Annotated in this window: 25 protein-coding genes and 1 riboswitch; of the genes, 5 read left to right on the top strand and 20 right to left on the bottom strand. The window is 70.7% G+C overall.

Annotated elements, in window-relative coordinates; translation table 11 throughout:
- Position 1: 1 nt before the first annotated feature.
- The 6 genes from ACGFNN_RS26655 to ACGFNN_RS26680 all read right to left on the bottom strand — a co-directional run bounded on the left by ACGFNN_RS26655 (position 2) and on the right by ACGFNN_RS26680 (position 4,985).
- Positions 2 to 763 (bottom strand): endonuclease/exonuclease/phosphatase family protein, encoded by a 762-nt coding sequence (locus tag ACGFNN_RS26655; protein ID WP_362547454.1) that lies wholly within the window; start codon positions 761 to 763, stop codon positions 2 to 4.
- Positions 764 to 836: 73 nt separating this feature from the next.
- Positions 837 to 1,778, bottom strand: a complete 942-nt coding sequence (locus ACGFNN_RS26660; RefSeq protein ID WP_362547451.1) for an ROK family glucokinase — start codon at positions 1,776 to 1,778, stop codon at positions 837 to 839.
- Positions 1,779 to 1,853: 75 nt separating this feature from the next.
- Positions 1,854 to 2,345: a DUF5304 domain-containing protein gene (locus ACGFNN_RS26665; protein ID WP_362547448.1), complete on the bottom strand. Its 492-nt coding sequence runs from the start codon at positions 2,343 to 2,345 to the stop codon at positions 1,854 to 1,856.
- An 80-nt stretch (positions 2,346 to 2,425) separates the two neighbouring features.
- The gene (locus ACGFNN_RS26670; RefSeq protein WP_393559579.1) at positions 2,426 to 3,601 is read right to left on the bottom strand and encodes an ArsA-related P-loop ATPase; all 1,176 of its coding nucleotides are present in this window, start codon (positions 3,599 to 3,601) and stop codon (positions 2,426 to 2,428) included.
- Between the two features lie 4 nt (positions 3,602 to 3,605).
- Positions 3,606 to 4,055 carry an SRPBCC family protein gene (locus ACGFNN_RS26675; protein ID WP_362547442.1) on the bottom strand — a complete coding sequence of 150 codons (450 nt, stop codon included), beginning with the start codon at positions 4,053 to 4,055 and terminating at the stop codon, positions 3,606 to 3,608.
- Positions 4,056 to 4,175: 120 nt separating this feature from the next.
- The gene (locus tag ACGFNN_RS26680) at positions 4,176 to 4,985 is read right to left on the bottom strand and encodes a metallophosphoesterase (protein WP_393559581.1); all 810 of its coding nucleotides are present in this window, start codon (positions 4,983 to 4,985) and stop codon (positions 4,176 to 4,178) included.
- Positions 4,986 to 5,265: 280 nt separating this feature from the next.
- Between ACGFNN_RS26680 and ACGFNN_RS26685 the strand changes: the two genes are divergently transcribed.
- Positions 5,266 to 7,062: an AMP-dependent synthetase/ligase gene (locus ACGFNN_RS26685; protein WP_393559583.1), complete on the top strand. Its 1,797-nt coding sequence runs from the start codon at positions 5,266 to 5,268 to the stop codon at positions 7,060 to 7,062.
- A gap of 61 nt (positions 7,063 to 7,123) precedes the next feature.
- Here the strand turns inward: ACGFNN_RS26685 and ACGFNN_RS26690 are convergent, their stop codons facing one another.
- Positions 7,124 to 8,266, bottom strand: coding sequence for a glycosyltransferase family 4 protein (locus ACGFNN_RS26690; protein ID WP_393559585.1), 1,143 nt, complete (start codon positions 8,264 to 8,266; stop codon positions 7,124 to 7,126).
- A 77-nt stretch (positions 8,267 to 8,343) separates the two neighbouring features.
- On the opposite strand from ACGFNN_RS26690, the gene ACGFNN_RS26695 reads away from it, so the two are divergent.
- The gene (locus ACGFNN_RS26695) at positions 8,344 to 9,609 is read left to right on the top strand and encodes a glycosyltransferase 87 family protein (RefSeq protein WP_393559587.1); all 1,266 of its coding nucleotides are present in this window, start codon (positions 8,344 to 8,346) and stop codon (positions 9,607 to 9,609) included.
- Here the strand turns inward: ACGFNN_RS26695 and ACGFNN_RS26700 are convergent.
- The 4 genes from ACGFNN_RS26700 to ACGFNN_RS26715 form a co-directional block, all read right to left on the bottom strand.
- On the bottom strand, positions 9,566 to 10,819 hold the full coding sequence (locus tag ACGFNN_RS26700) for a hypothetical protein (RefSeq protein ID WP_393559588.1): 1,254 nt from the start codon (positions 10,817 to 10,819) through the stop codon (positions 9,566 to 9,568). The genes ACGFNN_RS26695 and ACGFNN_RS26700 overlap by 44 nt on opposite strands.
- 183 nt (positions 10,820 to 11,002) lie before the next feature.
- Positions 11,003 to 12,028, bottom strand: a complete 1,026-nt coding sequence (locus tag ACGFNN_RS26705; protein WP_362547424.1) for an NlpC/P60 family protein — start codon at positions 12,026 to 12,028, stop codon at positions 11,003 to 11,005.
- A 296-nt stretch (positions 12,029 to 12,324) separates the two neighbouring features.
- Positions 12,325 to 13,686 (bottom strand): NYN domain-containing protein, encoded by a 1,362-nt coding sequence (locus ACGFNN_RS26710; protein WP_393559624.1) that lies wholly within the window; start codon positions 13,684 to 13,686, stop codon positions 12,325 to 12,327.
- A 39-nt stretch (positions 13,687 to 13,725) separates the two neighbouring features.
- Positions 13,726 to 13,968 carry a hypothetical protein gene (locus ACGFNN_RS26715; RefSeq protein WP_018555472.1) on the bottom strand — a complete coding sequence of 81 codons (243 nt, stop codon included), beginning with the start codon at positions 13,966 to 13,968 and terminating at the stop codon, positions 13,726 to 13,728.
- A gap of 170 nt (positions 13,969 to 14,138) precedes the next feature.
- Between ACGFNN_RS26715 and ACGFNN_RS26720 the strand changes: the two genes are divergently transcribed.
- Both ACGFNN_RS26720 and ACGFNN_RS26725 read left to right on the top strand, forming a co-directional pair.
- Positions 14,139 to 14,891, top strand: coding sequence for a rhomboid family intramembrane serine protease (locus ACGFNN_RS26720; RefSeq protein WP_393559591.1), 753 nt, complete (start codon positions 14,139 to 14,141; stop codon positions 14,889 to 14,891).
- On the top strand, positions 14,888 to 15,169 hold the full coding sequence (locus tag ACGFNN_RS26725; protein ID WP_033303376.1) for an Lrp/AsnC family transcriptional regulator: 282 nt from the start codon (positions 14,888 to 14,890) through the stop codon (positions 15,167 to 15,169). Before ACGFNN_RS26720 ends, ACGFNN_RS26725 begins: the two co-directional genes overlap by 4 nt.
- Positions 15,170 to 15,254: 85 nt before the next feature.
- Here the strand turns inward: ACGFNN_RS26725 and ACGFNN_RS26730 are convergent, their stop codons facing one another.
- The 6 genes from ACGFNN_RS26730 to ACGFNN_RS26755 form a co-directional block, all read right to left on the bottom strand.
- Positions 15,255 to 16,631: an aminotransferase class V-fold PLP-dependent enzyme gene (locus tag ACGFNN_RS26730; RefSeq protein ID WP_362547416.1), complete on the bottom strand. Its 1,377-nt coding sequence runs from the start codon at positions 16,629 to 16,631 to the stop codon at positions 15,255 to 15,257.
- Between the two features lie 181 nt (positions 16,632 to 16,812).
- A riboswitch (SAM riboswitch) is annotated at positions 16,813 to 16,930 on the bottom strand.
- Positions 16,931 to 17,016: 86 nt separating this feature from the next.
- Positions 17,017 to 18,081, bottom strand: a complete 1,065-nt coding sequence (gene trpD / locus ACGFNN_RS26735; protein WP_362547413.1) for an anthranilate phosphoribosyltransferase — start codon at positions 18,079 to 18,081, stop codon at positions 17,017 to 17,019.
- 124 nt (positions 18,082 to 18,205) lie between these two features.
- Complete coding sequence (locus ACGFNN_RS26740; RefSeq protein WP_393559593.1) at positions 18,206 to 19,831, bottom strand: cytochrome bc complex cytochrome b subunit; 1,626 nt, start codon at positions 19,829 to 19,831, stop codon at positions 18,206 to 18,208.
- A complete protein-coding gene (locus ACGFNN_RS26745; protein ID WP_362547407.1) occupies positions 19,828 to 20,880 on the bottom strand; it encodes a Rieske 2Fe-2S domain-containing protein in 1,053 nt (350 codons plus the stop codon). The genes ACGFNN_RS26740 and ACGFNN_RS26745 overlap by 4 nt, the downstream gene beginning before the upstream one ends.
- Complete coding sequence (locus ACGFNN_RS26750; protein ID WP_362670264.1) at positions 20,877 to 21,686, bottom strand: c-type cytochrome; 810 nt, start codon at positions 21,684 to 21,686, stop codon at positions 20,877 to 20,879. Before ACGFNN_RS26750 ends, ACGFNN_RS26745 begins: the two co-directional genes overlap by 4 nt.
- Before the next feature lie 55 nt (positions 21,687 to 21,741).
- The gene (locus ACGFNN_RS26755) at positions 21,742 to 22,362 is read right to left on the bottom strand and encodes a heme-copper oxidase subunit III (protein ID WP_362547401.1); all 621 of its coding nucleotides are present in this window, start codon (positions 22,360 to 22,362) and stop codon (positions 21,742 to 21,744) included.
- Positions 22,363 to 22,549: 187 nt separating this feature from the next.
- On the opposite strand from ACGFNN_RS26755, the gene ACGFNN_RS26760 reads away from it, so the two are divergent.
- Complete coding sequence (locus ACGFNN_RS26760; RefSeq protein WP_362547398.1) at positions 22,550 to 22,951, top strand: hypothetical protein; 402 nt, start codon at positions 22,550 to 22,552, stop codon at positions 22,949 to 22,951.
- Positions 22,952 to 23,011: 60 nt separating this feature from the next.
- Here the strand turns inward: ACGFNN_RS26760 and ACGFNN_RS26765 are convergent, their stop codons facing one another.
- From ACGFNN_RS26765 to ACGFNN_RS26775, 3 genes are all read right to left on the bottom strand, one after another.
- The gene (locus ACGFNN_RS26765; RefSeq protein WP_393559596.1) at positions 23,012 to 24,268 is read right to left on the bottom strand and encodes an Ig-like domain-containing protein; all 1,257 of its coding nucleotides are present in this window, start codon (positions 24,266 to 24,268) and stop codon (positions 23,012 to 23,014) included.
- 125 nt (positions 24,269 to 24,393) lie between these two features.
- Positions 24,394 to 24,792 carry a cytochrome c oxidase subunit 4 gene (locus ACGFNN_RS26770; protein ID WP_362675736.1) on the bottom strand — a complete coding sequence of 133 codons (399 nt, stop codon included), beginning with the start codon at positions 24,790 to 24,792 and terminating at the stop codon, positions 24,394 to 24,396.
- Positions 24,789 to 25,247 (bottom strand): cbb3-type cytochrome c oxidase subunit I (locus ACGFNN_RS26775; protein WP_393559598.1); only part of this gene is annotated, 459 nt, incomplete at its 5' end. The genes ACGFNN_RS26770 and ACGFNN_RS26775, both read right to left, overlap by 4 nt.

The raw sequence follows: 25,247 nt of genomic DNA on the forward strand, positions 1-25,247 counted from the left end.
CTCAGCCGGCCGCGGGCACCCGGAGGGCGGCCAGCACGGGCAGGTGGTCCGTGGCCGCCCTCAGGTCGGCGTCGGTGACACCGGGCAGTTCCGCGGGCACCCCGCAGCCGAGCACCTCGATGCCACCGGTCGCGAACACCGCGTCGATGCGCCTGTCGGGCGAGCCGGGCGGGAAGGTGTGCTCGCCGCCCCACGGCCGTACGGTCCGGCAGTCCTGGAGTCGCCCGGCCAGCCTCCCGAACGCCCGCCCCTCGGGAACGTCGTTGAGGTCCCCGGCCACCACGGCGTGCGGGACGTCCATGGTGTCGAGCTGGTCGAGGAGCAGGCCCGCCTGTGCGTGCCGCTCGTCGCTCCGCAGACTCAGGTGACAGCTCACCACCCCGAGCCTGGCCCCGGCGAAGCGTACGACCGCGGTGGCCAGCCCGCGCCGGTGCTGTCCCGGGGTGAGCGGCAGCAGCACGTCCTCGGTGCGCTCCACGGTGGCGCGCAGGGAGCAGAGCAGCATCGGCCCGGCGGCCGTGGCGCCCCCGCTGAGCATCACCAGGTCGGTCATCGCCGCGAGTCGGGCCGCGGCCTTGCGCCAGCGGAAGAAGCGCGGGGCCTCCTGGACACACACCAGGTCGGGTGCGCAGGCGCGGATGACGCGGGCCAGCGCCTCGGTGTCGTCGCGCAGGGAGCGGACGTTGTAGCTCAGCACCCGGATGACGGCTGAACCGTCCGGCTCGGTACGGGAGTCGGGCAGGGGCATCGGCGTGGTGACCATGCACCGCACGATACGACGGACGCCCGCCGCTCCCCGGAGGGCGCGACGGGCGTCGGACGTGGTGTGGCGGAGATCAGCCCTGGCGTGCCAGGTCGGCGGCGCCGACCAGACCCGCCTTGCCGCCGAGTTGGGCGGCGAGGACCTGCGCGTGCGGACGCCACTCGCCGCCGATCAGCCAGCGCCGGAACGACTTGCGGATCGGGTCGAGGACCAGCTCGCCCTCGTCGGAGACCCCGCCGCCGACGATGAAGGCCGAGGGGTCGAAGAGTGAGGCGAGGTCCGCGAGCCCTGCCCCTGCCCAGCGGGCCAGCTCGCGGAAGGAGTCGACGGCCACGGGGCAGCCCTGCCGGGCGGCCTCGCTGATGTGCTTGCCCTCGATGCCCTCGATCGTGCCGTCACCGAGCCCCAGCAGGATCGCGGCGTTCTCCGGGGTGGCGTTGGCGCGCTGCCTCGCGTACCGGACGAGGGCGCGGCCGGAGGCGTACTGCTCCCAGCAGCCCTGGCTGCCGCAGCCGCACAGCAGGCCGTCGGGGACGACCCGGATGTGGCCGAATTCCGCCGCCACGCCGAAGCGTCCGCGGCGCAGCTTGTTGCCGATGATGATGCCGCCGCCCAGGCCCGTGCCGAGCGTGATGCAGATGACGTCGTCGTGGCCCTGGCCGGCGCCGAAGCGGTATTCGCCCCAGGCCGCGGCGTTTGCGTCGTTCTCGACGACGACGGGCAGGCCGACCCGCTGCTCGACCTTGTCCTTGAGCGGCTCGTGCCGCCAGTTGATGTTGGGTGCGAAGAGCACCGTGGCGCGCTTGTCGTCGACGTATCCGGCGGCGCCGATGCCGACGGCCTCGACGTCGTGTCCTTCGCTGGCCCCGGACACCGCGGAGCTGATCGCGTCCACGATGCCTTCGGCGGTCGGCGGAGTCGATACCTTGAACGTCGAGAGGATCCGGCCCTCTTCGTCGACCACTCCAGCCGCGATCTTCGTGCCGCCGATATCGACGCCGATGGTGAGTCCCATGAATCCCTCAGTTTCGGTCGAGCCCCGCTATGGCCAACCGTACCCGAGCCGGGGACGGGTATTTCCTGCCCTGGCTCAGTCCAGGTCGATGTGTTCGCTGCCGCCGGTGCCCTCGTCGCGCGGGTCCGAGGGGTCCTCCGCCGCCTTCTTGCCGGCGTCGGGGGCGTTTCCGGCGCCGCCCGAGGCCCCTCCGGCACCCTCGGTGCCCTTGGTCCAGCGGCCTTCCTGGCCCTCGACGGCCGAGCGGTAGGCGGCCAGGAGCTCGTTGCCCGCGGCGGCGAGATGGTCGAAGAGTTCCGGGTTGCGCTCGATGACCGGTTCGACCGCGGTCCTGGCCTGGCGGATCACCTGCTGGACGGTGCCCTGGGCGGCCATGCCGAGCAGGGGCGTCTGCAGGGAGGACACCTTGTCGGCCACCGCGTCGATGAGCTTGCGCAGCTCCTCGGCGGCGGAACCCTGCTGCTGTCCGTACTGTGCCCGGCGGCGTGCCTTCTCGGCTTCGAGATCCTCGGCGCAGGCCTCCGCCCACGCGTCGTCGTCGACGGGACGATCGGTGGATTCACTCATGGCGGACTCCTGCGACACGGTTGCCTGCGCGGCCGGACGGGCCACGTACTACCGACGTTACCCGAACGGTGGCGGGCCGTTCACTGCGTGCGGGGCCAGAGCGCGGGGTCCGGCGTGAACCGGACACGCAGCACCCCGTCGGTCAGCGCGGCCCCCGAGACGGTGCAGCGGCGCAGCGCGGACTCCAGGCGCACGACGCGGTGGAACGGGCCCGCGGTCAGGAACAGTTCGTCCCCGCGCCGGACGAGCCGCAGGTCCTCCTTGGCCGCACCCGGCAGGGGCAGGCACCAGGAGATGACGCCGTCACCGGAGTCCTCGGTCCACCAGGGGTTCCCGGCGTGTCCCGGCTCTCGGTGGCCGGGCTCGCAGGCGGGGGCGAGCTGGGCGAGGTCCTCGGCCGTGCGCGGCTCGCGGCCCAGGTGGGCCGTCTCCCGCACGGGTGTCTCCGGAGCCCAGTCCTGGCGCCAGCGGTCCAGGCACTTGTCCTGGGCGGCCGCGAGGTCGGCGAACCACGGGTCCGCCGAGTGCCGGGGCAGGACCCGGGTGGCGACGACGGAGTCGACGCGCAGCCCGTGCAGGGCGAGTGCCGTGCGGGCGGCGCTCAGCGCCTCACCCGCCGCCCGCCCCGGTTCCGCCACGAGCCGTACGGTGGTCGCGCCGTCCTGGATCAGCGCCTCGACCGCGGCGAGTCCGGCGTCCTTGCGGGCCGCCGTCTCGTACAGCCACTGCGCGGGCATGGGGACACCGGCGAGCTGGGCGAGGACCGGCCGCAGAGCGCGGGCGGCCTGGCGTTCCCGGGGCAGCAGCCTGCGCAGGTAGCGCCGCAGTTGGCCGGGGAGCGCGAGCAGGGCGAGAGCCTCGGCGAGCGGGGGCAGGTCGACGACGACGACCTCGTAACCCTGCTGCGACAGATCGCCCTCGGCCACCCGGAGCAGGGTGTGCGTCAGGGCGAGCTGGGTGGCGCCAGGCAGTTCGGTGAGCTCCTCGGCGTCGAGGCGGTTGGCGCCGAGGAGGTCGAGGACCCCTGACGCCCGTTCCTGGAGTTCGAGGAGTTCCGCGCGGAAGTGCGCTGCGGCGTCGACCCGGAGGACGGAGAGCCGCTCGTCGGCCGGTCCGCCGTCCGCGGAAAGGGCGGGTACGGCGTCGGAGGAGATCAGGAGGGTGCGCCGGCCGCCACGGGCGGAGGCGAGAGCGGTGGCCGCCGCGACGGTGGTACGGCCCGCCCCGCCGGGGCCGGTGACGAGGACCGTACGCACCTGGTCAGGCCTTCGGGCCGGACTCGACGCGCTTCTTCAGCCCGGCGAGGGCGCGGTCGATGATGACCTTCTCCGCCTTGCGCTTGATCATGCCCAGGAGCGGGATCTTGACGTCGACGGCGAGCCGGTAGGTGACCTGCGTGCGTTCGCCGTCGCCGAGGGGCGCCAGGGCGTAGCTGCCGTCGAGGGACCGCAGCATCTGGGACTTCACCAGGGTCCAGTCGACCTCGTACTCGCTGTTCCAGGTGTAGGCGAGGACGTGGTCGTCCTTGATCGCCCCGGCGTCGAGGACCAGGCGGACCTGCTCGGCGCGGCCCTGGTCGTCGGTGGCGAGGATCTCGGCCTCCTTCACCTCGCCGGTCCATTCCGGATAGCGCGCGAAGTCGGCGATCACTCCCATGACGTCGGCCGGTGCAGCCTCGATCGTGATGCTCGAGCTGGTGTGTTCAGCCATCGCCGTGGCCCTCCAGTGCGGTGTACCGGTCGCGTTCGGCAGAGGCCTGCCGTGTGCAGGCTATCGCGTGCGGACTGCCCGCCCGTCCGCGCCCCGGCCCGTGGGCGGCGGCCGTGTCGCTCACCACTCCAGGGCCCACGGGCGGCCGGTCGAGGCGAAGTGGCCGACGTTCACGCACTCGGTGGCCCCGATCCGCATCCTGCGGACCAGGGGCTGGTGCACATGGCCGAAGAGCGCGTAGCGGGGCCGGGTGCGGTGGATGGCGTCCAGGAGGGCGCGGCTGCCGCGTTCGAAGCGCCGGGCGACGGTGTCGTACGTCAGCTCGGGGACGTCCGGCGGGATGTGCGAGCAGAGCACGTCCACGGGGCCGAGCGCCTCGACCTTGGCCGCGTACTCCTCGTCGCTGATCTCGTAGGGGGTGTTCATGGGTGTCCGGAGCCCTCCCCCGACGAATCCGAAGACACGGCCGCCGATCTCCACACGCTCCCCGTCCAGCACGGTGGTACCGGAGTTGGCGTATTCGGGCCAGAGGTCCGGTACGTCGACGTTGCCGTAGGTGGCGTAGGTCGGGGTGGGCATCACCGCGAACATCTCGGCGTACTGCTTCCGTACGGCGGACAGGATCGCCGCGTTGCGGTCCCGGCCGGCCCACAGCTCGCGTCCGAAGGCGCGGGCCTCCTCGAAGCGGCGGGCGGTGCGCAGCTCGACGATGCGGTCGGCGTTGGCGACGCCGAACAGGTCGGGGAAGATCCCGCGCGAGTGATCGGCGTAGTCGAGGAAGAGGACGAGGTCCCCAAGGCAGACGAGCGCGTCCGCCCCGTCCCCGGCGCGCGCCAGCGCCTCGGTGTTGCCGTGGACGTCGCTGACGACGTGCACGCGTGTCCTTCTCGTGCGGATCGTGTGCTGATCGTGCGGTGTGCCGGCTCGCATGGAGTTCACCCTAGGTCGCGGTTCGCCGCTCTGGGTAGAGGCCGTCGGACCTGCGATTACTTCCGGATCGGGACACGGGTGGACTAATGTGCGCCGAAGGACCACCGATATGTGTGACGCACGAGACATCTGGCCGGGCCCCCCTTTCCGGAACCGCGTACCGGTGGGTAACGTCCGGCCCGTCCAGTCGTGCTCACCCCACTGAGCATCTGCCAGTCTTGGACCGATCCGGTGCGTCGCACAGAGCCGTGGAACCGGAGCCCGATGAGGAGCAGCAGTCTTGCGTGAGTTCAGCCTTCCGGCCCTGTACGAGGTCCCCGCGGACGGAAACCTGACGGATCTCATCCGCCGCAACGCCGCTCAGCATCCCGATGTCGCGGTGATGAGCCGGAAGGTCGCCGGAGCCTGGACCGATGTCACGGCGACGCAGTTCCTCGCCGAGGTCAGGGACACCGCCCGGGGTCTGATCGCCGCCGGTATCCAGCCCGGTGACCGGGTCGCCCTCATGTCCCGCACCCGCTTCGAGTGGGTCCTCCTGGACTTCGCCATCTGGAGTGCCGGTGCCGTCACCGTGCCGGTCTACGAGACCAGCTCCCCCGAGCAGGTCCAGTGGATACTCGGCGACTCCGGCGCGGTCGCCGTGATCGTGGAGAGCGACACCCACGCGGGGTCGGTCGCGTCCGTGCGGGACCGGCTTCCCGGCCTGCGGCACGTGTGGGAGATCGACCGCGGAGCGGTCGGCGAGCTCGTCCGGGCGGGCGCCGCGGTCTCCGACGAGGCCCTGGACCTGCGCATGACGAGTGCCAGGGCCGACGACCCGGCGACGATCGTCTACACCTCGGGCACCACCGGCCGTCCCAAGGGCTGTGTGCTGACGCACCGCAGCTTCTTCGCCGAGTGCGGCAACATCGTGGAGCGGCTCAAGCCCCTCTTCCGTACGGGCGAGTGCTCCGTACTGCTCTTCCTGCCCACCGCGCACGTCTTCGGCCGGCTGGTCGAGGTCGCCTCGGTGATGGCCCCGATCAAGCTCGGCTGCGCGCCGGACATCAAGAACCTCACCGACGAGCTGGCGTCGTTCAGGCCGACGCTGATCCTCGGCGTGCCGCGCGTCTTCGAGAAGGTCTACAACTCGGCGCGCGCCAAGGCGCAGGCCGACGGCAAGGGGAAGATCTTCGACCGGGCGGCGGACACGGCTATCGCCTACAGCCGCGCGCTGGGCACCGCGCAGGGCCCGTCGGTCAGTCTGAAGCTCAAGCACAAGGTCTTCGACAAGCTGGTGTTCAGCAAGCTGCGCGCCGTGCTCGGCGGGCGGGGCGAGTACGCCATCTCCGGCGGTGCGCCGCTGGGCGAGCGGCTCGGGCACTTCTTCCGCGGTATCGGCTTCACGGTGCTGGAGGGCTACGGCCTCACCGAGACCTGCGCCGCCACGGCCTTCAACCCGTGGGACCGCCAGAAGATCGGTACGGTCGGCCAGCCGCTGCCGGGTTCGGTGGTGCGGATCGCGGACGACGGCGAGGTGCTGCTGCACGGCGAGCACCTGTTCACCGGGTACTGGGGCAACGAGGCGGCGACCGCCGAGGCGCTGGCCGACGGCTGGTTCCACACGGGGGACATCGGCACTCTCGACGAGGACGGCTATCTCGCGATCACCGGCCGCAAGAAGGAGATCATCGTGACGGCGGGGGGCAAGAACGTCGCCCCCGCGGTGATCGAGGACCGCATCCGCGCTCACGCCCTGGTCGCCGAGTGCATGGTCGTGGGCGACGGGCGCCCGTTCGTCGGCGCGCTGCTCACGCTCGACGAGGAGTTCCTCTCCCGCTGGGCGGAGGAGCACGGCAAGCCGGCCGGTTCGACGGCCTTCTCGCTCCGTGAGGACCCCGAGCTCCTGGCCGAGGTCCAGCGGGCGGTGGACGAGGGCAACGCCGCGGTGTCGAAGGCGGAGTCGGTGCGCAAGTTCCGTGTCCTGGGTGCGCAGTTCACCGAGGAGGCGGGGCACATCACGCCGTCGCTGAAGCTGAAGCGCAACGTCGTGGCGAAGGACTTCGCGGACGAGGTCGAGGCGATCTACCGCGGCTGAGCCGGATCACCCGACGCGGGGGCCGCACCGGTGATCCGGTGCGGCCCCCGCGCGTCGTGTCTCAGAGCAGTGCCCGGAGCTTCTCCGCGAGCAGGTCCCAGCGCCATTTCTCCTCGACCCACTCCCTGCCCCTCTCGCCCATGCGCCGGCGAAGCTCGGGGTCGCCGAGCAGGGTGACGATCCGGTCGGCGGACTCCTCGGCGGAGCCGCCCCGCACCACCCACCCGGTCTCGCCGTCGAGCACGGCGTCGGGCGCTCCGCCCGAGTCGCCCGCGACGACCGGCAGTCCGGTGGCGGAGGCCTCCAGGTAGACGATGCCGAGGCCCTCGACGTCGAGACCGCCGCGCCTGGTACGGCAGGGCATGGCGAACACGTCGCCGGCGCCGTAGTGCGCGGGCAGTTCCGCCCAGGGCACCGGCCCGGTGAAGCGCACCGAGTCCGAGACTCCGGTCTCCTCCGCGAGCTTCTTCAGCTGCCCCGCGTACGGGCCGCCTCCCACGACGAGCAGGACCGCGTCGGGCACCCGCGCCAGGATGGCCGGCATGGCGAGGACGAGGGTGTCCTGGCCCTTGCGCGGGACCAGACGGGAGACGCACACGACGACGGGCCTGTCCCGGAGCCCGAGCCGCTCCCTGACCCGGTCTCCCCCGGAACCCGGGTGGAAGGTCTTCTCGTCGACGCCGGGCGGCAGTTGGACCATGCGGTCCGCGGCCGCGGGGGTGAGCGCTCCCGCGATCCTGGACCGGGTGTACTCGCCGAGGTAGGTGATCGTGTCGGTGCCCTCGCCGATCCGGCGCAGCAGTTGCCTGGAGGCGGGGAGCTGGGCCCAGCCCGCCTCGTGCCCGTGGGTGGTGGCCACGATCCTGCGGGCGCCCGCCTCGCGCAGCGCGGGTGCCATCAGCCCGAGGGGCGCGGCGGCGCCGAACCACACGGAGGAGCAGCCGTGTTCACGCAGCAGCCGGACGGCCCGCCGGGTGACCCTGGGGGTGGGCAGCAGCATCGTCGTACGGTCGCGCACCACGGTGAAGGGCTGCTCGGCGTCGAAGGCGGCGGTCGCCTCGGCGCCCTCCGTGCCACGCTTCCAGGTGGAGGCGTAGACGACGATTCGGTCCGGTTCCATGCGCAGGGCCATGTTGTGGAGAAAGGCCTGGATGCCTCCCGGGCGCGGCGGGAAGTCGTTCGTCACGATCAGCGTCTTGTCCATCGCCGCCGACAGTACCGGGCGGCCCGACGGCCCTGCCTGACGGCTCCCGCACCGCGGGGGCCTGCATCATGGCGTGCATGACGGTCAGGACGGGTACACGTGGCCGGCTGGGCCGGGGTCCGCAGCTCACCGTGTGGGGCCTCACCCGGGCGGTGCTGATGCTCTGCGTCCTCAAGGTGTTCACGGTGCCGGGACCCGACGTGACCAGCGATGTCTCGGTGATCTACCGGGGCTGGTACGAGGTCCTGCGGGACGGGTCCTACCCGCTGGACGACGTCACCTGGCAGTACCCGCCCGCCGCCGCGCTCGCCGTGCTCTCCCCGGACCTGCTGCCGTTCCTCGGGTACGCCACCGCCTTCTTCGTCCTCGCCCTGCTCTGCGACGCGCTCGTGTTCGGCCTGCTGCTGTGCGCGGGCGGGCGGCCCGGCGGGCGCCAGGCGGGTGTCTGGCTGTGGGTGGCGGGGGTGCCGCTGCTCGGGCCCACCGTGTACGCCCGCTACGACCTGATGGTGACCGCCGTCGCGGTGGCGGGGCTGCTCGCGGGTGTACGGCACCCCCGGGTGCTGGGTGCGCTCGCGGCGTTCGGCGCGATGCTGAAGGTCTGGCCGGTGCTGCTGCTGGTGGGGACCGCCCCGGGCCGGTACACCCGCCGGTCCTGGTCGGCCGCGGCGGTGACCGGAGCGGTGCTGGCCGTGGCCGCGGCGCTCGCGCTGCCCGGGGCGTACGCCTTCCTGACCTTCCAGCGGGACCGCGGTCTGGAGATCGAGTCGCTGGGGGCGCTGGTCTTCCACGTCGCCCGGCAGTTCGGCTGGGAGGGGGCGGTGGAGCTCCGCTACGGCTCGATGGAGTTCGCCGGGCCGCATGTGGCGCTGGTGAGCACCCTGACGCTTGCGCTGAGCGTTTTCGCCTTCGGCTGGCTCCTGGTGTGGCGGCTGCGAGCCCGCACCTTCGAGGCGCACACCCCGGCCGAGGCCGCGTTCACCGCGGTGCTGCTGTTCACGGTGACCAGCCGTGTCATCAGCCCTCAGTACATGGTGTGGCCGCTCGGCGTGGGCGCCGTCTGCATGGTGTTCCGGCGCAGCGGCATGGCGCTGCCCGCCCTGCTGGTGCTGGTGGCCACCGGTGTGACCCTGCTGGAGTTCCCGCTCGGTTTCGCGCACGTGGTGGCCAGTGACGCGCAGGGGGTGGCGCTGATGGCCGTGCGCAACGGACTGCTGGTGGCCGCGGTGCTGAGCGCCGGGTGGCGGCTGTGGCGGACGACCGTGACGGGAGCGCCGGAGGACGGGACGTCGGAGCGGGTCAGGCCAGCCGGTCGCGCAGATAGTCCCGCCAGCGCGCCGTGAAGTCCTGGGGTGTGGTGCCGAGCACCGTCTGCATGGCCTGCTCCACCGCCCCGTCGCGCTCCTCGCGACTGCCCACGGCCTTGTAGAAGGCGATCAGCTCCTCCTCGCCCCAGTCCCTGGCTATCAGCTCGCAGGCCAGCCAGGAGCCCTCGTAGGCCCGTGCGAGCCCTCCCGCGTCCCCGCCGAACCCGAACTCCTCGTCGGTGGGCAGCTGGGCCGGAAGGTCACCGGCCCGGACCGCGTCGGCGAGCTCGGGGGCGATCTCGGCGGCGGTGCGGCTCTCGTGCCGGTAGGCGGTGCGGTCGGCGAAACCCTCGGACAGCCAGACCGGGGTGGCCGCGGAAGTGTAGGCGCGGGTCGCCACATGGGTGGTCTCGTGGGTGAGGACGACCCGCCGGCCGAAGTCACCGAGCATCCCGTATGCCTGCGGGTTGATGATCACCCGGTCCGCCGGGCTCCGCCCGCTGCCGCCCACCTCGCCGGTGGTGACGGCGGCTATCCCCCGGTAGCTGTCCGCGGGCGAGTCCAGGAGCCCCGCCATGTCCTCCACCGAGCCCGGGACGAGCACCACGACGTGCCGGGCCCAGGGCTCCGGCCAGGAACCGCTGACGGACGGCACCGCCCGGTCCGCGGTCTCCGCGATCCGGCGGAGCTCGGCGGTGGTGCGCCCGACCCCGAGGACGAGTGCGCTCTCCCCGCGTACGGCCTCGACGTCGCCCTGCTCCCAGAGCTGCGCGGGGGCGCCGTCGGCGGCACGGTCGGCGGCGATGTACCAGGCGCCGTCCCCACCGCGGCGCACCAGCTCCACGGTGCGGGAGGAGGAGACAGGTGCCTGGTCGTAGCCCTGGATCCGGTAGCGCAGCTCGACCTCGGCGGTGACCCGGTCGTCCCCCTCGGCGTTCAGCCCGTCGACCTCGTAGGCCCAGGACTCCAGAGGTACGTCGGCGAGGTTGCGCAGCTCGGCGCTCTGGGCGGCCCTGAAGGACGTGGCCCGCGGGTCGAGCCCGGCCAGGTAGGCGCCGGTGTCGTGGGCCAGGACGGCGGCGGCCCGGCGGTCCAGGGTTGCGGCGACCTCATCGGCCGTGATCCCGGCCGCGGAGTCCTCCGGCGGGGTGCAGGCGGGCGCGAGCAGCAGGACGGCGAGCACGGCGCCCGCCGTGCTCCGTCCGCGGGTACGGTCCCGCCGCGCGTCCTGCGTTCGAACAGCCATCCAGCCGATCGTACGGTCAGAAGCGGGCGGCCGGGCTGACGGGTGCGGGGCGGCCGATGCGCGAGGTCGCCGGGGCGCCCGGGCGCCGCCCCCGTCACGCACGAATACGACGACGCCCCGCCGAGGACCCGTGGTCCTGGCGGGGCGGGATGCCGTGGGGTGCGCGATTCGCCCGTCCGGGCGTCAGGGGCGCACGCCGAACTGGAAGGTGCCCATGTAGTCCATCGACTCGTACCGGACCACGGCGCCCGGCTTCGGGGCGTGCAGGATCTGGTTGTTGCCCGCGTAGAGACCCACGTGCGAGGTGTTGTTGAAGAAGACCAGGTCGCCCGGCTTGAGGGCGCTGCGGCCGACCCGCGGGCCGTCGTTGATCTGGGTGTACGTGGTGCGGGTGAGCTGCACACCGGCCTGGGCGTAGGACCACTGGGTCAGGCCCGAGCAGTCGAACGAGTTCGGGCCGGTGCCGCCGGAGACGTACGGCTTGCCGAGCTGGGTGGCGGCGGCCCGGAGGGCGGCGGCACCACGGGCGGAGGCGGGGAGCTCGTTGCCGAGGTCGACCCGGTCGCCGGCCGCACGGCTGGCGCGCTGCTCGTCCTCGGCCATCTTGGCCCGCTCGGCGGCGGTGAGGGTGTTGAGCAGCTTCTGCGCGTCCGCGAGCTTGCCCTGGTACTTCTTCTTGTTCTCGTTGAGCGACTTGCGGACGTCCGCGAGGTCGTCGAGCTTGCCCTGGGCCTCCTTGCGCTGCTGCGCGAGGGTCCGCTGCTTCGCCTGGATCTTCTGCAGCGACTCGGCCTGCTTGGCGGTCAGCTGGTCGAGGGCGGAGGCCTTGTCGAGGAAGCCGTCGGGGTCCGAGGAGAGCAGCAGCTGCACGGAGGGGTCGAGGCCTCCGGAGCGGTACTGCGCGGTGGCCAGCGAACCGAGCTCGCCCCGCAGGGCGTTGAGCTCCTCCTGGCCGCGGGCGACCTTGTCCTGGAGCGCGTCGGCCTGCTTCTTGAGCTCGTCCTGCTGCTCCTTGGCGCCGTTCGCCTTCTCGGTGGCGACCTCGGCCTCGTGGTAGAGCTTGTCGACCTTCGCCTTGACCTCGCTCTTGGTCGGCTTCGGGTCGGCGTGAGCCGCCTGGGAGGTCAGAGCCACGGCAGCGGCGGCGGTCGCGGTGAGCACGGTCACGCGGGTGCGGCTCGGCTGCTTGGGACGACGGTGGGACGCCACGAAGGCGAGCTCCTTCTTCCTCGAGCCGCCTACCGGGCTGTGGGGGACAGGGTCGCATCCCCGGCTCCGTGCACGTCACGGACTCGGCGGTTCCTTCGCCGTCACCCCGGATGGGCAATCAACCGTGCGAAGGTTCGAGGCCTGACCCTAGTGACCATCTTGTGATCAGTTCAAATCCTCAAGAGCAAAATCTCGTCACACCAGGCACTTCTTCACATCGATCGCACTGCGTGTAGCGGCGACTTGACGGTCCGTTCCGTGAATTCCGGCAAGCCACCCATGTCACACAAGACGCCTCAGACGCGCGAAAGGCGCTTCAGGAGCAAGACGGACGCGACGGGCCTGGCCCCCGACTTCGCGACCCCGTCCGCGACTTCACGGTCCGTGGAGACCACCACGACGGGGCGGCCCGGCGGTTCGGCGCGGGCGAGCTGACGGATCAGCTCGTCGGCCGTGACCCCGGCCTTGCTGAACAGCACCCGGACTCCGCGCGGCGGCGCGAGCAGTACCGGCGCGGCCAGTTCGGCCCCGTCGAAGACACAGGTCATCTCGGCGCCGGTCTGCGCGGCGAGGACCGAGAGGCCGCCGAGGAGGCGCAACCGCTGCTTCTCCAGAGGCATCTGGGGATAGCCGGTCTTGGTGACGTTGTAGCCGTCGACGATCAGATGCGCCTGCGGCAGGGCGAGCAGTTGGTCCAGAAGAGCCGGATCGGTCTCCGAGAGCGCCCTGGCCGCGATGTCCTTCGGCGACATCCGCCCTGGCTCCACCGCCTCCACCCCGTCGGCGGGACGGATCGAGGCGGGCGGCAGGGCGAGTTCACGGCGCAGGCCCTGGGCGGCGTCGAGCACGGTGTCCAGGAGCAGCCGCAGCCGCATGTCCTCGACCGACCGGCCTTCCCGCGCGGCCCTGCGGCCCGCCTCGACGGACGCCTCCGCCTCCGCGAGCCTCGCCTTGAGCCGCCGCGACTCGCTCTCGGCAGCGGAGACCTGGGCGGCGGCCTCGGCGCGCACCGTGTCCGACTCGGCTCCGGCCTTGCGCAGGGCGGCCTCCCCGCGCTTCACCTCGCTCAGGGCACTGCGCAGCTTGCGGTGCAGGGAGTCGGCCTCCTTGCGGGAGGCTTCCAGCTCCGCCCGCAGCCGCTCGGTGTCCGCCCTGGTCTGATCGCGCGCACGGTCGAGTTCCTCGCGCAGCCGCTCCACCTCGCGTCTGGACTCCTCGTCCGCCCGCTCGGCGTGCGCCCGCTGGACCTCCTCGCCCGCCGCGGCGACGAGTTTCACCCACCCCGCGGGGCGCAGCACGTAGGCGGCCGCCGCCACGTCGGCGGGATCGGCGGCGGCGGGCGGCGCACCGGAGGTGAGGGCCTCGGCCAGCTCCGGCTGGGTCTGAGCGATCCGCTCACCGATGCGGCGGCGGAACGACGGGTCGCTCTCCAGCGCCGCCGCCATCGCGTTGCCCGCGAACTTGGCACGCCGGCTCGGCGTGAACCGGGCGTACTGCCGGAGCTGCGAGGGGAGTTCGCCGACGGTCAGGCCGCCGAAGGCGTCCGAGACCAGCGCCACCACCTTGCGGCGCACCCCCTCCGGCAGCGGACGGTCGAGCGACTCCGCGGTGCCGTCGGCCGCACCGGCCGGTCCGGCGCCGCCTGTCGGCTGCTCCACCATCCATCACTCCCGTATATGTCTGTCCGTCCGGCCCCGTCAGGAGTCGGCGCCGGGCCTGTCGACCAGCTCGATCTGGTCCACGGCGTTGCACCAGCGGCAGCGCACCGACTCGATGGTCTCACTGACCACCTCCCGCTCCTCGACACTCGACTCCCCGGCCAGGTCGAGGTGGACGTACTCCACGACCTTCGAGGAGCGCGTCACGTCGAAGCGCGTGAGGTTGCCGCAGAGCGTGCAGCGCCAGCGAGTCGCGTCCGTCGGCTGGGGAACCGTCGTCATCGTTGCGTCCTCTTTCGTGGTTCGTCGAGCGTCGTACGTGGCCTGGTCGTCGATCTCGCGGTGCGCCGTCGAACTGCGGATGTCGTGCTGCAACCCTACGGCCTCACACATCCGCGCCGGCACGGCGAGGCGGTCTGTCCCGTTCTCAGCCGGTGCGTCATGCTCTGTACGTGACCGATGTACGGGAAGTCCGCTGGCGGCGCAGGCTCAGGGAGCTGGGGGCGGCCGCCGCGGCGGGGGGCGCCCCGGTCACGTACGGGCTGATCGCCCTGTGCTGCGCGGTGTTCCTGGTCAGCCCGCTCTCCGGCCTCAACCCCGCCTACGGCAGCAGCGCCGACGCCCTCCTGGCCGCCCAGGCCGGGTACTTCGAGCGGTGGGGTGTGATCCCCAGCGAGCTGCTGGACGGCACCGCGCGCGCGGCGCTCACCCCGCTGACCGCCCTGTTCGTGCACGGGAGCTGGCTGCACCTGCTGGGCAACATGCTCTTCCTCTACGTGTTCGGCGCCATGGCCGAGGAGCGGATGGGCCGCACCGAGTTCACCGTCTTCTACCTCGTGTGCGGCTACTTCGCCCTGGCCGCCTACGCGGTGGTGCACGCGGATTCCGACCAGACCCTGGTCGGTGCGTCGGGGGCGATCTCGGCGGTGCTCGGCGCCTTCCTCCAGCTCTTCCCCCGGGCCCGGGTCACCAGCCTCTTCCCCTTCCTCTTCTTCCTGCCGCTGCGCTTCCCCGCCTGGATGGTGCTGGTCTTCTGGTTCGTCCTGCAGTGGCTGGCGGCGCAGAACGCGGGCAGCGGCCCAGGTGTCGCCTACCTCGCGCATGTGGCGGGGTTCGCGGCCGGCTTCCTCTACGCGTGGGTGAGATTCCGGGGGACTAGAGTGAAAGCTCAAGCCACGGCCACCGAGGGAGATAGCCAGCCGTGATCACCGCGATCGTTCTCATCAAGACCAGCGTGGACCGGATTCCGGAGATCGCCGAGGCCATCGCCGCGCTGGACAGCGTCAGCGAAGTCTTCTCGGTCACCGGAACGTACGACCTGATCGCCATGGTCCGGGTGGCCAGGCACGACGATCTGGCCGACGTCATCCCGGGCCGGATCAGCAAGATCCAGGGTGTCGAGGCCACGGACACCCACGTCGCCTTCCGCACCTACTCCCAGCACGACCTCGAGGCGGCCTTCGCCATCGGGCTCGACGCATAACGGGACCGCCGGCGACGGCGATACGGCTCCGGCCGGGCACAAGGGCATCGCGCCCCCTGTGCCCGGCCGGAGCCGTATCCGCGGGTCAGTTCTGGGCCGCGTCCCGGTCCGGCACGCAGCGGCCGTCCTCGGTGCGGTAGGCCCAGCGGGCGCCGTCGTGCACCAGTTCGCGGACGGCCCCCAGGAACCTCTCGATGTGCTCGTCCGGCGTACCGGCGCCGAAGCTCACCCGGATGGCGTTCAGGGACCGCTCCCCCGGCGCCGCCTCCGGCGCACCGCACTCACCCGGGTCCTGAGACTCGCCGCCGAGCAGGGTCCGCACGAGGGGGTGGGCGCAGAACAGTCCGTCGCGGACCCCGATGCCGTACTCGGCGGAGAGCGCGGCGGCGAAGTGCGAGCTGTTCCATCCCTCGACCACGAAGGAGATGACGCCCACCCGCGGGGCATCGTCGCCGAAGAGCGAGAGGACCTTGACCTCGGGAACGTCGGCCAGGCCCTCACGGACCCGGGCGACCAGGCGCTGCTCGCGCTCGACGAGCCGTCCGAAGCCGGCCTCGGTGAGGGCCTTGCAGGCCGCGGCGATGGACAGCACGCCGATGACGTTGGGCGATCCCGCCTCGTGCCGTGCCGCGGTGGTGTGCCACTCGACGTCGACGCCGCCGTCCGTGCGCCGGGAGACCTTGCGGGAGGCGCCGCCGCCCGCGAGGTACGGCTCCGCGGCCACCAGCCAGTCGGCCCGTCCCGCGAGGACACCCGAGCCGAAGGGCGCGTACAGCTTGTGCCCGGAGAAGGCGACCCAGTCGACGTCCAGCTCCGCGATGTCCACGGGGTGGTGCGGGGCGAGCTGAGCGGCGTCCAGCACGATCCGCGCACCGTGTGCGTGGGCGGCGGCGGCCAGTTCCTTCACGGGCCACAGCTCACCGGTGACGTTGGACGCGCCGGTGACGCAGACCAGCGCCGGACCGTAGGGGTCGCGGGCGGCCAGCGCGCGCTCCAGCGTCTCGACCGCCTGGCCGGGGGTGCGGGGCGCGTCGAGGAAGGTGACCCGGGCGTCGCGCCAGGGCAGCAGCGAGGCGTGGTGCTCGGTCTCGAACACGAAGACCTGGCAGTCGGCGGGCAGTGCGGCGGCGAGCAGGTTGAGGGAGTCGGTCGTCGAGCGGGTGAAGACCAGCTGGTCGTCGGCGCGGCAGCCGAGGAACTCCGCGACGGTCACCCGGGCGGCCTCGAACAGGTCGGTGGACAGCTGCGAGAGGTAGCCGGCCCCGCGGTGCACGCTGCCGTAGTACGGCGCGTAGGCGGCGACGTCGTCCCACACCCGCTGGAGTGCCGGGGCGCTGGCCGCGTAGTCGAGCGCGGCGTAGGTGACGTTTCCGCCCGTGACCAGCGGAACGGTGACATCGGCACCCAGGACCGGCAGAGGGGTACAGATCGACTGGTCGGCGGCAGCGGTGGAGACAGACATGGCGAACTCCCGTAAGAGGCAGGCGAGATCCTCGCACCGGCGGACAGAGGCACGCGGCGGCGCGGGATGAAGAAGAGAAAAAGGGTGTGCGGAGAAGGGCTCGGTGCCCTATCGCATTCGCTTGCTCACAAGAGTCTCCCTGGGACCAGGACCCCAAGGGGTGGCGTCGTAGACGCCGAGGGGCCCGCGCTTGCCGCAGACCTCGCTGCCTGCGGCCTGGTCTTCACCCGGGGCACCCCGCCACGGACGGAGGGTTGCCGGACAGCGGGCCGGGGCCGTAGTCGCTGTCACTCATGACCTGGTGAGCATCTTGCCATACGTCCGCCGACGCGCAAGGGCGCGGTCCGCCATGCGGACCGCGCCCTTGCTCACATCCAGTGCCGCGTCAGGCGTTGCTGGCCGCCACCCAGCGCTCCAGCACGCGCTTGGCCGCGCCGGAGTCGATGGACTCGGCGGCCCGTGCGATACCTGCCGTCAGCTGGTCGTTCAGCGTGGCGTCGGCCGGGTCGAGGGCGACCAGCGCGGCGGCGGAGTTCAGCAGCACCGCTTCGCGCACGGGGCCCGTCTCGCCGTCCAGCAGCCGGCGCGCCACATCCGCGTTGTACGACGCGTCGGCGCCGCGGAGCGCCTCCACGGGCACCAGCTCCAGCCCGACCTCCCGCGGGTCGAAGGGCTCCTCGCGGACCGCGCCGTCGCGCACGATCCAGACCCGCGAGGTGGCCGTGGTCGTCAGCTCGTCGAGGCCGTCGTCCCCCCGGAAGACCAGTGCCGAGTTGCCCCGGGCCGCCAGCACTCCGGCGACGATGGGTGCCATCCTCGGGTCGGCGACCCCGATGGCCTGGGAACGCACCCCGGCCGGATTGGTGAGCGGGCCGAGGATGTTGAAGGTGGTCTGCGTGCCGAGCTCCTTGCGCGCCTTCGCCGCGTAACGCAGGGCCGGGTGGAACTTCACGGCGAAGCAGAAGGTGATGCCCGCCTCCTCCGCGACCTCCACGACGCGCTTCGGCGTGAGGTCCAGATTGACGCCGAGCTTCTCCAGTACGTCCGAGGCGCCGCTCGCCGACGAGGAGGCGCGGTTGCCGTGCTTGACGACCTTGGCGCCCGTCCCCGCGACGACGATCGCCGACATGGTGGAGATGTTGACGGTCTTGGCCATGTCCCCGCCGGTGCCGACGATGTCGACCGTACGGCCGGGCACCTCGATGGTGCGGGCGTGCTCGTACATGGCGCGGACGAGGCCGGTGACCTCGTCGACGGTCTCGCCCTTGGCCCGCAGCGCGATGGCGAAGCCGGCGATCTGCGCGTCCGTGGCCTCGCCGCTCATGATGCGGTCCATGGCCCAGGCGGTGTCGTCCGCGCCGAGGTGCTCTCCGCGCAGGAGGGGGGTCAGCACGCCGGGCCAGGTACGGGCCGCCACGCTGTCGCCGCCGTCCGGGGTCACAACGTTCATGGTCCGCTCCTGGGGTCCACAGCCGATACAAGGAAGGCCTCCACCCTATCCAGCTCCGGGGACAGCGAAGAGCCCCGTCCATCGGATGGACGGGGCTCCCGCTGTGGCGTTCAGCTGAGGTCGATCAGTGGTGGCCGTGGCCGCTGGTGATCTCCCTGTACTCCTCGGCGGTGGGCTTGGCGATCTGGTTGTTCTCGCCGTAGTAGCTCTTGCTGAGCCGTGCCCGCAGCTTCTGCAGGGCCGAGGGCTTGCGCTCGACACCGTTCTCGTCGACCGTCGGGCCGATCTCGAGCGGCTTGTACTGCTCGTGCGCGGTGAGCGTGTGCAGCTGGCCCGGGCCGAGCGGCTCGTGGATCTCGACGAACTCACCGTGCGGCAGGCGCTTGATGGTGCCGGACTCGCGCCCGTGCAGCACCTTCTCCTTGTCGCGGCGCTGGAGGCCGAGGCAGATCCGCCGGGTGGCGATGAACGCGAGGACCGGGCCGACGAAGAAGGCGATCCGGACGAACCAGCTGATCGCGTTGAGCGACAGGTGGAAGTGGGTCGCCCAGATGTCGTTGCCGCCGCCGATCAGCATGACGAAGTAGATCGTCACCCAGGCGACACCGAGTCCCGTGCGGGTCGGGGCGTTGCGCGGGCGGTCCAGGATGTGGTGCTCGCGCTTGTCCCCGGTGATCCAGGACTCGATGAACGGGTAGAGCGCGAGCGCCCCGAGGATCACACCGAACAGGACCAGCGGGATCAGCACACCCAGGACCAGCGTGTGGCCCCAGAGGTTGATCTCCCAGCCCGGCATCACACGGACGAAGCCTTCGGCGAAGCCCATGTACCAGTCCGGCTGGGCGCCCGTGGACACCTGGTCGGGACGGTAGGGGCCGAGCGCCCAGATCGGGTTGATCGTGGCGATCGCCGCGATGATGGCGATGAAGCCGAAGACCAGGAAGAAGAAGCCTCCGGCCTTGGCCATGTACACCGGGAGCAGCGGCATGCCGACGACGTTCTTGTTCGTACGGCCCGGACCCGCGAACTGCGTGTGCTTGTGGAAGAAGACCAGGATGAGGTGGCCGACCACGAGCCCGAGCATGATGCCCGGCAGCAGCAGGATGTGGATCGAGTAGAACCGGGCGATGATGTCGCCGCCGGGGAACTCCCCGCCGAACAGGAACATCGAGATGTACGTGCCCACGATCGGCATCGACAGGATGGCGCCCTGCGTGAAGCGCACACCCGTGCCGGAGAGCAGGTCGTCCGGGAGCGAGTAACCGGTGAACCCGGTGAACATGCCGAGGACGAACAGCAGGAAGCCGAACAGCCAGTTGATCTCACGCGGCTTGCGGTACGCGCCGGTGAAGAACACCCGGAACATGTGCACGAACATGCCGGCGAGGAAGATCACCGCTGCCCAGTGGTGGATCTGCCGGACCAGCAGACCACCGCGGACGTCGAAGCTGATGTCCAGCGTCGAGGCGTAGGCCTCGGACATCCGGATGCCCTGCATCGGCTCGTACGAGCCGTGGTACACGACCTCGTTCATGCTCGGGTGGAAGAACAGCGTCAGGTACACACCCGTGAGGATGATGATGATGAAGCTGTAGAGGCAGATCTCACCGAGCATGAAGGACCAGTGGTCCGGGAAGATCTTGCGCATGTTGGCCTTGGCCAGGCCGTAGATGCCGAGCCGGCCGTCCGCCCAGTCGGCGACCCGCTCACCGGCGGGCGCCTTGCGCTTTGTATCCGTCGCAGTACTCATCCGCGCTCCCAGAAGGCAGGACCGACGGGCTCTTCGAAGTCACCGAGCGCCTCGAGGTTGCCCTCGCTGTTCACACCGATCCGCAGCTGCGGAAGGGGGTGACCGGCCGGACCGAAGATGACGCGGGCGCCGTCGGAGAGGTCGAAGGTGGACTGGTGGCACGGGCAGAGCACGTGGTGCGTCTGCTGCTCGTACAGGCTGATCGGGCAGCCGACGTGGGTGCAGATCTTGGAGAAGGCCACGATTCCCTCGTGGGCCCACTCGCGCTCGCGCTTGTCCTTGATGTTGTCCGGCTCGATGCGGATGATCATCAGGGCGGCCTTGGCGATCTGCGTCTGGAAGTCGTGCGCGTCCTCCTCCAGGCCCTCGGGCATGGCGAAGGTCAGCGAACCGACGACGACGTCCTCGGGACGCAGCGGCTCCATGGTGTTCATGTTGACGAGCTGCTTGCCCTTGGCCCACAGCGTCGAACGGAGCTTCTTCTCCGGCAGCGGACCGAGGTCGCGCAGCAGCACCACACCGGAGAGCGGCACCAGGGCCAGCGCGCCGAACATGGTGTTGCGGATCAGCTTGCGCCGGCCGAGAGCGGACTCCTGGGCGCCGGCCGCGAAGTCGGCCATGACCTTGGCCTTGACCTCGGGGGTCGCCTCGATGGCGTGCCGGTCGTCGGCGACCTCCACGTCGGACATCAGGGTGCGCGCCCAGTGGACGGCGCCCGCGCCGATCAGGAAGAGCGCCAGGCCCAGGGTCAGACCCAGGGAGAAGTTCAGCGCGCTCACATGACCGAACGGCCAGATGTAGACGATCTTGTCGACGGGGAAGATGACGTACGAGGCGATGAAGCCGACCGTCGCCAGCATCGACAGGGTGAACATCAGTGCCACGGCCCGCTCGGAGCGGTCGGCGGCGCGTTCGTCGATGTCCTGGATGCGCGGCTTGTGGGCCGGCAGCCCCGGGTCGGCGAACGGGTCGCCCGCACCCTCTACCGCGCCGTGCGCGGTGCCCTGCTCTACCGGCAGGTTCTCTTCTGGAATCTGTTGGCTACTCATGACTTCTTGGCCTTAGCGGTGTGGGCCGCGACCCATACGGCGATGGCGACGAGGCCGCCCAGGCCGAAGATCCAGCCGAAGAGACCTTCACTGACGGGGCCCAGGCCACCGAGGGAGAGCCCGCCGGGGGTCTCGGAGTCATCACCGTTGACGGTCTTGATGTACGCGATGATGTCTTTCTTCTCCTGCTCCGGCATCGTGGTGTCGGGGAAGGAGGGCATGCTCTGCGGGCCGGTCTGCATGGCCTCGTAGATGTGCTTCGGGCTCACGCCTTCGAGACTCGGGGCGAACTTGCCCTTCGTCAGGGCGCCGCCCTCGCCGGTGAAGTTGTGGCACTGCGCGCAGTTGGTGCGGAACAGGTCGCCGCCCTTGGCCACGTCGGCGCCCGAGGGGTCGACCTGGCTCTTGGTGGGCGTGATCGGACCGGCGCCCAGCGACGAGATGTACGCCGCGAGCTGGTCGATCTCGGCCTGGTTGTAGATGACCTTCTTCTTCGGGACCTGGGCGCCCGGCTGCTGGGCCGGCATGCGTCCGGTACCGACCTGGAAGTCGACGGCGGCGGAGCCGACGCCCACGAGGGACGGCCCGTCGGTGGTGCCCTGACCGCCGGATCCGTGGCAGCTTGCGCAGCCCACGGAGTAGAGCTTCTTGCCCTCGTCGATGGCGAGGGACTGGGCGGTTTCGTCGGCCTGCGCCTTACCCGCAGGCGCGAACGCGGCGTACAGCCCCCCGGTAGCCGCCAGCGCGAGGAGTAGGACGACGACCGCCGCCAGCGGATGGCGTCGTCGTGCGGAGAGCTTTTTCACGGATTACCCCGGTGTCAGGATCTTCTGCGTCGATGATGGGCGGGCGCGAGCCCGGCTACTTGATCATGTAGATCGTGGCGAACAGGCCGATCCAGACGACGTCCACGAAGTGCCAGTAGTAGGACACGACGATGGCGGCGGTGGCCTGCTCGTGGGTGAATCTCGAGGCCGCGTATGTCCTGCCCAGTACGAGCAGGAAGGCGATGAGGCCGCCTGTCACATGCAGACCGTGGAAGCCGGTCGTCAGGTAGAACACCGAGCCGTACGGGTCGGAGGACAGGGAGAGACCCGCCTCCTTGACCAGCTCGGTGTACTCGAGGACCTGGCCTCCGATGAAGATCGCACCCATCACGAACGTGATGATGAACCAGGTCCGGAGCTTCTTCACATCGCCCCGCTCAGCGGCGAAGACGCCCATCTGGCAGGTGAGGGAGGAAAGCACCAGGATCGTGGTGTTCGTCGCCGAGAACGGGAAGTTCAGATGGTGGGCCATCTCCTCCCAGTGCTCGGGACCCATCACCGATCGCAGGGTGAAGTACATCGCGAAGAGGGCCGCGAAGAACATCAGCTCGGAACTCAACCAGATGATGGTTCCGACGCTGGTGAGGTTCGGCCGATTGACCGACGGGTGCGCGTGCCCGGTTTCTACTGTCGTTGCTGTCGCCACGACCGACATTATGTCGGTCGCTTATCCCGCCCTCACTCCGGGGGGTGCCGTTCGGTGTGTCAGTGGCGTGTGCCCTCACCGAACGGCCCATCGAATCGCTGTTCTTACCGGTGCTGACAGGCCGCCCGGCGGAGTACGATCCGCCCATCGGTTCATGCCCCGAGAGCCCCGAAGACACAGACGTCACGGAGGAACAATGCAGCCGACCGCCACGGTCCTGGTCTACAGCGACGACGCCAACATCCGTGAGCAGGTGAGGCTGGCGGCCGGCCGAAGGCCCGCGGCGGACGTGCCACCGGTGGAGTTCCTGGAGTGCGCCACCCTGCCGGCCGTACTGAGCGCGCTGGACGGCGGTGGAATCGACGTGTGCGTGCTGGACGGCGAGACGGCTCCCGCGGGCGGCATGGGCGTCTGCCGGCAGATCAAGGACGAGATCTTCGACTGCCCGCCCGTGCTCCTGCTGATCGGGCGCCCGCAGGACGCCTGGCTGGCCACCTGGAGCCGTGCGGACGCCGCTGTGACGCATCCGGTCGACCCGGTCGACCTCGCGGACGCCCTGGCCTCCCTGCTGCGCCACAGGCTGTCCGTGGGTGCCTGAGGCGGAGGGGCCCCGAACCCCTCCGCGGTGTCTCCTGGAGCGCGCTGCGCGCTCCAGGGGTCAGACCTGCGGGCGCAGCCGCGCGGTCTGGACGCCGGAGTCCGTGTAGGGAGTGCCGTCGCCGTGCAGGGCGCTGCCCTTCTGCCATTCGGCCCAGGAGAGGTTCCAGTCGCCGAAGCCGTTGTCGAACGGGGTCATCATCTCGCCGTCGCTGCCGACGACCTTGACGATGTCACCCTCGCGAACGGTGTCGAAGAACCATTCGGCGTCGGCGGTGCTCATCCCCGTGCAGCCGTGGCTGACGTTGGCGTTGCCCTGCGAGCCGGTCGACCAGGGCGCGGCGTGGACGTACTCACCGCTCCAGGTGACCCTGGTCGCCCAGTAGACCGGAAGGTCGTACGACTCCGACGAACCGGCGGCGATGCCGATGCTCTCGCCGCGCATGCGTACGAACTGTTCCTTGGCCAGCACCACCTTGACGCCGTTGCGGGTGTCGAAGCCGGGCTTGCCCGTGGTGACCGGGAGGGTGTTGATCACCTCGCCGTTGCGCAGCACCGTCATCGAGTGCTCGGAGGCGTCGGTGATCGCTTCTATCCGGTCGCCGGTGGTGAGTTTCAGGGGTTTGGTGGCCTCGGCGTAGAGGCCCCCCGTGACCTTGATGCCCTTGAGGTTGCTGCGGAGGTCGATGCTGGCGTTCGCGGGCCAGTACTCCTTGGGCCGGTAGTGCAGGGTCTTCGCGTCGACCCAGTACCAGGAGCCGGTGACGGCGGGGCTGGAGCGGACCTGCAGTCCCCGTTCCACGGTGGCGCGGGCCGCCTTGCCGGTGACCGGAGCGCTGAGTTCCGCCGTGAGGGGCTGTCCGACGCCGTAGGTGCCCGCCTGCGGGCCGAAGGTGACCTTGAGGAACTTCTCGGCCTGCTCAGTGCCGAAGGCGTACGTACGGCTGCCGGGGGCGCCGTCACCGTTCTCGGTGGAGACCTTGACGGTGTATCGGGTTCCGGCCGCGAGCGAGGCGGTGGAGTGCCACCGCTTCCCGTCGGCGTCCAGCTCGCCCGCCAGGTGACGCCCCTCGGCGTCGACGGCGGTGACGTCCGTGATCTTCGCGTCGTCTTCCTTGACGGTGACTTCGATGGGCTTGTCGGGGTGGGCCTTCTGGTTCTTGGGCGGGCCGTTGAACGAGATGAGTTCGGCGGCGTCGTGCGGCTTCAGGGACAGCGGGTCGCCGTCCGGTTCGCCACAGGCGGTCGCACCCGCTACCAGGGTCACGACCAGCAGAGTGCAGTTCACTACGGTGCGGATGCGCGGCGTGTGGTTCATGAACCCACGCTAAGAAGATTCATCCGATCCAGCGCGTTCAATGACTGCAAACGGGGGCCCGGCCCGCTCGTTGCCGAGCGGACCGGGCCCCCGTACGGGTGTTGCTCGCCCTGTGAGGACGGGTACTACTGGGTCCGGTTCTCACCCCGGTAGTACTCGAAGACCCAGCCGAAGAGTCCGACCAGGAGCAGCGGGGCCGAGAAGTAGGCCAGCCACCAGCCGAAGACGACGGACATGAAGAGGAACGCGCCGCCGATGGCGAGCGAGAGCGGCTGCCAGCTGTGCGGGGAGAAGAACCCCACCTCGCCGGCCTCGTCCGCGACGTCGGCCTCCTTGTTGTCCTGGGCCATCGCGTCGACCCTGTTGGCCGTGAAGGCCAGGTAGAAGCCGATCATGACGGCCAGCCCGAAGGCCAGGACGAGCGCGGTGGTGCCGACCGGCTCCTTGGACCAGACGCCGTACGTGACGGCCATGGCCAGGAGGAAGATGCTCAGCCAGAGGAAGAGCTTGCCCTGGATCTTCACTTGCCGTCCTCCTTGCCGCCCGCGAGGACCTTGTCACCCTCGGACAGGTGATCCAGCTGCTCCAGCGCCGCGATCTCCGGGTGGTGCAGGTCGAACGCCGGGGATTCGGAACGGATGCGGGGCAGGCTGACGAAGTTGTGGCGCGGCGGCGGGCAGGACGTCGCCCATTCGAGCGAACGGCCGTAGCCCCACGGGTCGTCGACCTCGATCTTCTTGCCGTACTTGGCGGTCTTCCAGACGTTGTACATGAACGGAAGCATCGAGAGTCCGAGCACGAACGAGGAGATCGTCGAGATCGTGTTGAGGGCGGTGAAGCCGTCGGCGGCCAGATAGTCCGCGTAACGGCGGGGCATGCCCTCCGCGCCGAGCCAGTGCTGCACCAGGAAGGTGCCGTGGAAGCCGCAGAACAGCGTCCAGAAGGTCATCTTCCCGAGCCGCTCGTCCAGCATCTTGCC

This window comes from Streptomyces sp. NPDC048590 (genome assembly GCF_043199535.1).
Classification (GTDB): Bacteria; Actinomycetota; Actinomycetes; order Streptomycetales; family Streptomycetaceae; genus Streptomyces.

Coding starts and splice junctions, on each gene's coding strand:
- ACGFNN_RS26695 (WP_393559587.1), top strand. CDS start 8,344: ATGACGGTCAGGACGGGTACACGTGGCCGGCTGGGCCGGGGTCCGCAG.
- ACGFNN_RS26745 (WP_362547407.1), bottom strand. CDS start 20,880: ATGAGTAGCCAACAGATTCCAGAAGAGAACCTGCCGGTAGAGCAGGGC.
- ACGFNN_RS26660 (WP_362547451.1), bottom strand. CDS start 1,778: ATGGGACTCACCATCGGCGTCGATATCGGCGGCACGAAGATCGCGGCT.
- ACGFNN_RS26655 (WP_362547454.1), bottom strand. CDS start 763: ATGGTCACCACGCCGATGCCCCTGCCCGACTCCCGTACCGAGCCGGAC.
- ACGFNN_RS26680 (WP_393559581.1), bottom strand. CDS start 4,985: ATGCGAGCCGGCACACCGCACGATCAGCACACGATCCGCACGAGAAGG.
- ACGFNN_RS26665 (WP_362547448.1), bottom strand. CDS start 2,345: ATGAGTGAATCCACCGATCGTCCCGTCGACGACGACGCGTGGGCGGAG.
- ACGFNN_RS26765 (WP_393559596.1), bottom strand. CDS start 24,268: ATGAACCACACGCCGCGCATCCGCACCGTAGTGAACTGCACTCTGCTG.
- ACGFNN_RS26690 (WP_393559585.1), bottom strand. CDS start 8,266: ATGGACAAGACGCTGATCGTGACGAACGACTTCCCGCCGCGCCCGGGA.
- ACGFNN_RS26675 (WP_362547442.1), bottom strand. CDS start 4,055: ATGGCTGAACACACCAGCTCGAGCATCACGATCGAGGCTGCACCGGCC.
- trpD (WP_362547413.1), bottom strand. CDS start 18,081: ATGAACGTTGTGACCCCGGACGGCGGCGACAGCGTGGCGGCCCGTACC.
- ACGFNN_RS26740 (WP_393559593.1), bottom strand. CDS start 19,831: ATGAGTACTGCGACGGATACAAAGCGCAAGGCGCCCGCCGGTGAGCGG.
- ACGFNN_RS26715 (WP_018555472.1), bottom strand. CDS start 13,968: ATGACGACGGTTCCCCAGCCGACGGACGCGACTCGCTGGCGCTGCACG.
- ACGFNN_RS26730 (WP_362547416.1), bottom strand. CDS start 16,631: ATGTCTGTCTCCACCGCTGCCGCCGACCAGTCGATCTGTACCCCTCTG.
- ACGFNN_RS26760 (WP_362547398.1), top strand. CDS start 22,550: ATGCAGCCGACCGCCACGGTCCTGGTCTACAGCGACGACGCCAACATC.
- ACGFNN_RS26755 (WP_362547401.1), bottom strand. CDS start 22,362: ATGTCGGTCGTGGCGACAGCAACGACAGTAGAAACCGGGCACGCGCAC.
- ACGFNN_RS26700 (WP_393559588.1), bottom strand. CDS start 10,819: ATGGCTGTTCGAACGCAGGACGCGCGGCGGGACCGTACCCGCGGACGG.